Annotated in this window: 5 protein-coding genes; 3 read left to right on the forward strand and 2 right to left on the reverse strand. The window is 66.1% G+C overall.

What is annotated here, in order from left to right; translation table 11 throughout:
• The first annotated feature begins 135 nt into the window (after positions 1-135).
• The 3 genes from gabT (at position 136) to F0Q45_RS29625 (ending at position 5,690) form a co-directional block, all read left to right on the forward strand.
• Entirely contained in the window at positions 136-1,485 is a 1,350-nt protein-coding gene (gabT, locus tag F0Q45_RS23030; protein WP_149656114.1) for a 4-aminobutyrate--2-oxoglutarate transaminase, read from the forward strand.
• A 182-nt stretch (positions 1,486-1,667) separates the two neighbouring features.
• Positions 1,668-5,192, forward strand: coding sequence for a carboxylic acid reductase (gene car, locus F0Q45_RS23035; protein WP_149656115.1), 3,525 nt, complete (start codon positions 1,668-1,670; stop codon positions 5,190-5,192).
• A 75-nt stretch (positions 5,193-5,267) separates the two neighbouring features.
• Positions 5,268-5,690: a PE family protein gene (locus tag F0Q45_RS29625; protein ID WP_262491129.1), complete on the forward strand. Its 423-nt coding sequence runs from the start codon at positions 5,268-5,270 to the stop codon at positions 5,688-5,690.
• A gap of 192 nt (positions 5,691-5,882) precedes the next feature.
• Here F0Q45_RS29625 and F0Q45_RS23045 read toward each other — a convergent pair whose 3' ends face one another.
• The gene (locus F0Q45_RS23045; RefSeq protein ID WP_262491130.1) at positions 5,883-6,527 is read right to left on the reverse strand and encodes a hypothetical protein; all 645 of its coding nucleotides are present in this window, start codon (positions 6,525-6,527) and stop codon (positions 5,883-5,885) included.
• A 138-nt stretch (positions 6,528-6,665) separates the two neighbouring features.
• Positions 6,666-7,119: Holliday junction DNA helicase RuvB C-terminal domain-containing protein (locus tag F0Q45_RS23050; protein ID WP_306439470.1), on the reverse strand; the 454-nt coding region annotated here is incomplete at its 5' end.

Raw genomic sequence — 7,119 nt, forward strand, 5'->3', positions numbered from 1 at the left:
GGGCGTGACCCCACACTCGCGCGCCTCGTAACGGTCCAGTCTGCCATTGGCGCAGGTCGTACCGGAGCGGCCCCGGGATAACCGATACGCTTTACCCCGCGACGTGACCGCCGCGCCGCGGTGAGAGGAGGATGTGTGGCCAGCCTCGAGCAGAGTCGCCACCTGGTCACCGAAATCCCAGGTCCGGCGTCGCTGGAACTGAACAAGCGGCGGGTCGCGGCGGTATCGGGCGGCGTAGGGGTCATGCTGCCGGTCTTCGTGGTGCGCGCCGGCGGGGGCATCCTTGAGGACGCTGACGGTAATCGACTCATCGACCTGGGCTCGGGGATCGCCGTCACCACAATCGGAAATTCCTCACCCGACGTCGTGACGGCGGTGCGCGCGCAGGTGGCCGAGTTCACTCACACCTGCTTCATGGTGACGCCGTACGAACAGTACGTCGCCGTGGCCGAACAGCTCAACCGGCTTACCCCGGGTACTGGTGAGAAGCGGTCTGCGCTGTTCAATTCCGGCGCCGAAGCGGTCGAGAACGCCATCAAGGTAGCGCGCGCCTACACCCGTAGGCCCGCTGTGGTCGCGTTCGACCACGCTTATCACGGCCGCACCAACATGACGATGGCGCTCACCGCCAAGTCCATGCCCTACAAGAGCGGCTTCGGACCGTTCGCGCCGGAGATCTACCGGGCCCCGCTCTCGTATCCGTATCGCGATGGCCTGCTGGACAAGGACCTGGCCGCTGACGGTGAACTGGCCGCCGCGCGCGCCCTCAACTTCATCGAAAAGCAGGTCGGTGCAAGCAATTTGGCTGCCGTCATCATTGAGCCCATCCAAGGCGAAGGCGGTTTCATCGTTCCAGCCGAAGGGTTCCTGCCGGCCCTGCTCGACTGGTGCCGCCAGAACGACGTGGTCTTCATCGCCGATGAAGTGCAAACCGGCTTTGCCCGCACCGGCAAGATGTTCGCCTGCGAGCACGAAGGCCCCCACGGCCTAGAGCCTGACGTGATCGTCACCGCCAAAGGCATCGCCGACGGGCTGCCGCTGTCCGCGGTAACCGGCAAGGCCGAAATCATCGACGCCCCGCACGCCAGCGGTCTGGGCGGCACCTTCGGCGGCAACCCGGTGGCGTGTGCGGCGGCGCTGGCCACCATTGCGACCATCGAACGAGACGGCCTAGTGCAGCGGGCCCAACAGATCGAGCGGCTGATTATGGATCGGTTGTTGCGGCTGCAGGCAGCCGACGATCGAGTGGGCGACGTGCGCGGCCGCGGCGCCATGATTGCCGTCGAGCTGGTGAAGTCCGGGACCGCCGACCCCGACGCCGAGTTGACCGAGAAACTTGCTGCCGCGGCCCACGCGGCTGGCGTGATCCTGCTGACCTGCGGCATGTTCGGCAACATCGTCCGCTTGCTGCCGCCGCTGACCATCAGTGACGAGCTATTGACCGAAGGCCTCGACATCGTGTGCGGGATTCTGGCCGACCTCTGACCAGAAGTCGACCAGGGTTGCGGCGATGTTCGCTCTTACTGTGGCGGCTGTCGATATCCTCGACCCCGAGAAGCACGCCGGCAGCCTCGATGTTGAAGAACACTTTTAGTTTCGCTAACGTTCTACTCGTCAGCGCAGCGTGGCGCGAATGCTCTTCTTTCTCCGTACCGCGAGGAACTGCTATGTCGCCTACTACGTGTGAAGAACGACTCGCACGCCGTATAGAGCACCTATCCGAGTCCGACCCGCAATTCGCCGCAGCCAAGCCGATCCCGGCAGTCGCCGCCGCCCTCGAACAGCCCGGGCTGCGACTGCCGCACATCATCCAGACGGTGTTGCAGGGTTACGCCGACCGGCCAGCACTAGGGCAGCGCGCCGTGCAGTTGGTCAAGGACGCCCAGACCGGTCGCACGTCGTTGCAACTGCTACCCCGCTTCGAGACCATCACCTACGCCGAACTCGGTGTTCGGGTGGAGACGCTGGCGCGTGCCTTGACCCACGACTCGCTGGGCATGGGCGACCGGGTCTGCCTGCTGGGCTTCAACAGCCTGGATTACACCACCATCGACGTGGCGCTTGGCCTGATCGGCGCGGTGTCGGTGCCGCTGCAGACCAGCACCGCGGTCGCCCAGCTGCAGCCGATTGTGGCCGAGACCGTGCCCCGGCTGATCGCGGCGAGCGTGAACCAGTTGCCCGATGCCGTGGAGTTGATCTTAAGCGGTCAGCTGCCCGACAAGCTGGTGGTGTTCGACTACCACCCCGAGGTCGATGACCACCGCGAGGCCGTCGGAACCGCTCGCGCCAAGCTGGCCGACACCACGGTGCTACTCGAAGCGCTGGGAGATGTTCTGGACCGGGGCAAGACGTTGCCGGCTGATTCGGTTTTCGAGCCGGTCGCGCTGCCGGACGAGAAGGACCCTCTAGCGCTGCTTATTTACACCTCCGGTAGCACCGGCGCGCCCAAGGGAGCGAAGTATCCACAGCGCAATGTGGGCAAGATGTGGCGTCGTGCCAGCAGGAGCTGGTTCGGGCCCACCGCCGCGTCGATCACGCTCAACTTCATGCCGATGAGCCACATCATGGGACGCGGAATCCTCTACGGCACCCTCGGCAATGGCGGTACCGCCTATTTTGCGGCCACGAGCGACCACACGACGCTGCTCGAAGACCTCGAGTTGGTGCGACCCACCGAATTGAACTTTGTGCCGCGACTCTGGGAGCTGCTCCACGGCGAATACCAGCGTCGGGTCGACACCCGCCTATCCGACCCCGATGAGCAAACCGCCCGCGAGGAAATCGAAGCCGAGGTCCTCAACGAGCACCGTCAGCGGGTGTTGGGCGGGCGCTACATCTTCGCCATGACGGGCTCGGCGCCGACTTCTCCGGAGCTGAAAGCCTGGGTCGAATCCCTGCTGGACATGCACCTGCTGGACGCCTACGGCTCCACCGAGGCCGGGATGGTCTTGCTCGATGGCGAGATACAACGTCCGCAGGTCATCGACTACAAGCTGGTCGACGTCCCGGATTTGGGCTACTTTGCCACCGACCGGCCCTATCCACGGGGCGAGTTGCTGCTCAAGACCGAGAATATGTTCCCCGGCTATTACCAGCGGCCGGAGGTCACCGCTGGTGTGTTCGACGCCGACGGCTACTATCGCACCGGAGACGTCGTCGCCGAGGTTGGTCCCGACCGGCTGATCTATGTGGACCGGCGCAACAACGTGCTCAAGCTCGCGCAAGGCGAGTTCGTCACCGTCGCAAAGCTGGAGGCGGTGTTCGGCAACAGCCCGCTGGTCCGCCAGATCTATGTGTACGGCAATAGCGCGCACCCCTACCTGTTAGCCGTCGTGGTGCCGACCGAAGAGGCGCTGTCCCGCTTTGACATCGACGCGCTCAAGCCGTTGATTGCCGATTCGCTGCAAACCGTCGCCAAAGCGGCCGGCCTGCAGTCATATGAGGTGCCGCGCGACGTCCTCATCGAAACCACGCCGTTCAGCCTGGAAAACGGTCTGCTGACCGGTATTCGAAAGCTGGCGTGGCCAAAGCTCAAACAACACTACGGCGAGCGGCTGGAGCAACGCTACGCCGAGTTGGCGGCAAGCCAAGCCAACGAGCTGCACGAACTGCGCTGCGTCGGAGCCGACGCGCCAGTGCTGCACACCGTCAGTCGGGCCGCGGGCGCGCTGCTGGGCAGCGCCGCGAGCGAGGTGTCGGGGGACGCCCACTTCACCGACCTAGGCGGCGACTCATTGTCGGCACTGACCTTCGGCAATTTGCTGCGCGAGATCTTCAACGTCGACGTGCCGGTCGGCGTCATCGTGAGCCCCGCAAACGACCTGCAAGCCATCGCTGCCTACATCGAGGGCGAGCGGCGGGGCACCAGCGGGCCCACCTTCGCCGGGGTGCACGGTCGTGACGCGGTCGAGGTACACGCCAGCGACCTGACGCTGGACAAGTTCATCGACGCGCCGACGCTGGCCGGGGCACCGACCCTGCCGCAGCCCAGCGCCGCGGTCCGCACCGTCCTGTTGACCGGTGCGACCGGCTTCCTGGGCCGGTATCTGGCGCTGCAGTGGCTGCAGCGGATGGACCTGGTTGACGGCACAGTGATCGCTCTGGTGCGGGCCAAGTCCGACGCCGAGGCCCGGGCCCGTTTGGACCGCACGTTCGACAGTGGTGACGCGAAGCTGCTGGCGCACTTCCGGCAGCTGGCGACCGACCACTTGGAAGTCATCGCCGGCGACAAAGGCGCAGCCGATCTCGGGTTGAACCCCCAGGCGTGGCAGCGGCTGGCCGACACGGTAGACCTCATCGTCGACCCCGCGGCACTGGTCAATCACGTACTGCCCTACAGCGAGCTGTTCGGACCCAACACACGGGGGACCGCCGAGCTGATCCGGTTGGCACTGACGTCGAAGTTGAAGCCGTACAGCTATGTGTCGACGATCGGGGTGGGCGACCAGATCGAGCCGGCGAAGTTCACCGAGGACGCCGATATCCGCCAGATCAGCCCGACCCGGCAGATCGACGACAGCTACGCCAACGGGTATGGCAACAGCAAATGGGCCGGCGAGGTGCTGCTGCGCGAGGCCCACGACCTGTGTGGGTTACCGGTCGCGGTGTTTCGCTGCGACATGATCCTGGCTGACACCAGCTATGCCGGTCAGCTCAACGTGCCCGACATGTTCACCCGGATGATGCTGAGCCTGGCCGCCACCGGTATCGCGCCACGTTCGTTCTATGAGCTGGACGCCGAGGGCAACCGGCAACGTGCCCACTACGACGGCCTGCCGGTCGAATTCATCGCCGCGGCCATTGCGACGCTGGGCGCTCGACGCGGGGCAGGTTTCCAGACCTTCCACGTGATGAATCCCTACGACGACGGCATCGGGATGGACGAGTTCGTCGACTGGCTCGGGGTGGCCGGGCGCCCTGTGCAGCGCATCGACGACTACGGTGAGTGGCTGCAGCGGTTCGAGACTGCGCTGCGCGGCCTACCGGAAAAACAGCGTCATGCTTCACTCTTGCCGCTGCTGCATAACTATCAGAAGCCCACGAGGGCGATCAACGGCTCGATGGCGCCGACCGACCGGTTCCAAGCGGCAGTCCGAGACGCGAAAGTGGGCGCGGACAACGAGATTCCGCACATTTCACCGCAGATCATCGCCAAGTATATCAGTGACCTGCACTTATTGGATCTGCTGTGAGGCTCTGAGCGCACGCTCGACGGCCGCCGGGTGCAACCTGCGATTGGCACCGTCGCTCTTTCAGCAGAGTTCGTCATGTCGTCTTCTGTCTTTGCAGCACCTGAGGTGCTGACCGCAGCGGCCGGCGATTTTAGCGGGGTCGGAGAGGCGTTGCGGACGGCCACCGCGGCGGCGGCGCCCTGGACCATGGGGATTGCCCCGCTGGGTGGCGACGAGGTGTCGGCGGCGGTGATGAGATTATTCGGCGCCTATGCGAAGGATTTTCAGGCGCTTCAGTGCGCGCACCGCGGCGTTTCATGCGGACTTTGTGCAAGCGTTGTCGCCGGTGAAAGCGTTGACAGGGCGCCAGGTACTGGGCAGGCCGGTGGGGACGGCGGGTGGATTTTGGGCAACGGCGGCAACGGCGGGTCCGGCGGGGCCAACGGCTGGCTCGGCGGCGGCAACGGCGGCGCCGGCGGAGTCGGTGGCCTGGGTGCGCGGTGTTTCTTCCGGCCTTAACGGTGGTAACGGTGCCGACGGCGCCGACGGCGGCAACGGCGGAGCTGGTCCCTTCCCCGGCCTCGGGCAGGACGCAGGCAACGGCGGGAGCACCCCTGGCGCAGGCGGCCAGGGCGGCTTCTTGTTTCTTATTCAATGCCCAAGTTCAATGCCCAAGGCGGCACCGGCCAGTCCAGCTAAGAAAGCCACACCCTACACGCGGGCGCCGTGCCGGCGGAATAGACCACCGCGCCGCTCCGCGCTTTCCGGCGCCCGAGATCCCCGGGCCGGCGGCATCGTCTCAGCCTCCGACGAGGGTTCCGGCGACGGCATGTCCATCGTTGCCGCGTTCGGCTCGGCGACCGGTTGCTGATCCGGCAGCGGCTGGACATCGCGCGCCAATCGGACGGCCAAGCGCGACAAGACAGCCCCGGCCAAAAAGGCGATCAGCACACCCACGCCGGAGAAGTACGCGACCTCCAGCACAGCGCGCTTGCGTTCGGTGGCAGCCACCGGATCCCCCACCGAGCCGATGCCTAACAGCGGGGCGAACGCACGACCGACCACGAACCATGCGCCGGCAAGGGCAGCCAGCCAACCTCCCAACATCGCGCTGGCGCGGTTGCTGGAAAGGATCAACAGCACGCCACCGACCACCGCAGCGGCGCCCGGTAGGACCTCTAGCCACCCGCGTGCTGCGGTCCATGCCTGGCCGGGCGTATAGCCGAAGTCAAAGTTGGGGCCGATAAACGGGATCGAAGCGCCCCAGGCGCCGAGGATCACGAGCAGCAATCCAGCCACTGCGCCGCGAGAGCGCGGCATCCGCAGTCTGGTGGGGCGGTCTTCTGTGTGCTTCATGGCAACCTCCTCGTTGGGTATCACATGGGTACCCGGACAGCGGCGATGTAACGCCTCATCTGAGGAGCAAGTGCTTTGGCAACGCCTCCTGGTCAACGGCATATTCGGCGCTACCGCAACGACGAGATCGCCGTCGCCCTAGTCGAAAAGCCCCGGTTGACCAACACCCGCTGGCGGTGTCATGCCCAAATGCGTCCATGCCAGGGCGGTGGCCACCCGGCCGCGCGGGGTACGCGCCACCATCCCGGCGCGCACGAGAAACGGCTCGCACACCTCCTCCACGGTGGCAGCCTCCTCCCCCACCGCCACGGCTAGCGTCGACACCCCGACCGGACCGCCGCCAAAGCTTCGGGTCAAAGCCGACAGCACCGCGCGGTCCAGCCGGTCCAGGCCGAGCTCGTCGACGTCGTAGACCGCCAGCGCGGACTTGGCGATGTCGCGGGTAATGACGCCGTCGGCGCGCACCTCAGCGAAGTCCCGGACCCGGCGCAGCAGCCGGTTGGCGATCCGCGGCGTGCCCCGCGAGCGGCGGGCGATCTCCGCGCCGGCGTCAGCGCCCAGCTCGATGCCCAAGATTCCGGCGGAGCGCGCC

The sequence above is a fragment of the Mycobacterium simiae genome, from assembly GCF_008370645.1.
Lineage (GTDB): Bacteria > Actinomycetota > Actinomycetes > Mycobacteriales > Mycobacteriaceae > Mycobacterium > Mycobacterium simiae_A.

Bases quoted from the DNA above. Each gene is read 5' to 3' on its own strand.
- car (WP_149656115.1), top strand. From the start codon at position 1,668: ATGTCGCCTACTACGTGTGAAGAACGACTCGCACGCCGTATAGAGCAC.
- F0Q45_RS29625 (WP_262491129.1), top strand. From the start codon at position 5,268: ATGTCGTCTTCTGTCTTTGCAGCACCTGAGGTGCTGACCGCAGCGGCC.
- F0Q45_RS23045 (WP_262491130.1), bottom strand. From the start codon at position 6,527: ATGAAGCACACAGAAGACCGCCCCACCAGACTGCGGATGCCGCGCTCT.